Annotated in this window: 1 protein-coding gene; it reads left to right on the forward strand. The window is 48.4% G+C overall.

Going from position 1 to position 318, the window contains the following annotated elements; genetic code table 11:
* Positions 1-51: 51 nt before the first annotated feature.
* On the forward strand, positions 52-318 hold a 267-nt coding region (locus LKX83_RS32290; RefSeq protein ID WP_255655023.1), incomplete at its 3' end, for an SLBB domain-containing protein.

A 318-nucleotide genomic window follows, 5' to 3' on the forward strand; every position in this document is an offset into this window, starting at 1 on the left:
GGTAGTAGTATATGTCTTCTTATTCTTGGTAGTAGTGTTTATTTTTATAACATGGAAAATACACCGCAAGAGCATCCGTTGGCCTTCAGCGAGGCAAAACCGTCTGTACAGGAGGATGCTAGACAGGAACAGCAGAGCGCAGAGGTAAAGCAAAACCCCGATCCAACAAGGCAGACAACGGTTCCTGCTCCTACCACCTTTGTGATTGATGTAAAAGGCGCAGTCGTCTCTCCTGGTGTATATACGTTATCTGCAGATGCAAGGGTCTATCAAGCAATTGGGATGGCAGGCGGCCTTCTGCCCGAAGCGGATGCCAAG

Origin of the sequence: Cohnella baijiui, assembly GCF_020731285.1 — a bacterium.
In the GTDB taxonomy this organism is placed as follows: domain Bacteria; phylum Bacillota; class Bacilli; order Paenibacillales; family Paenibacillaceae; genus Cohnella.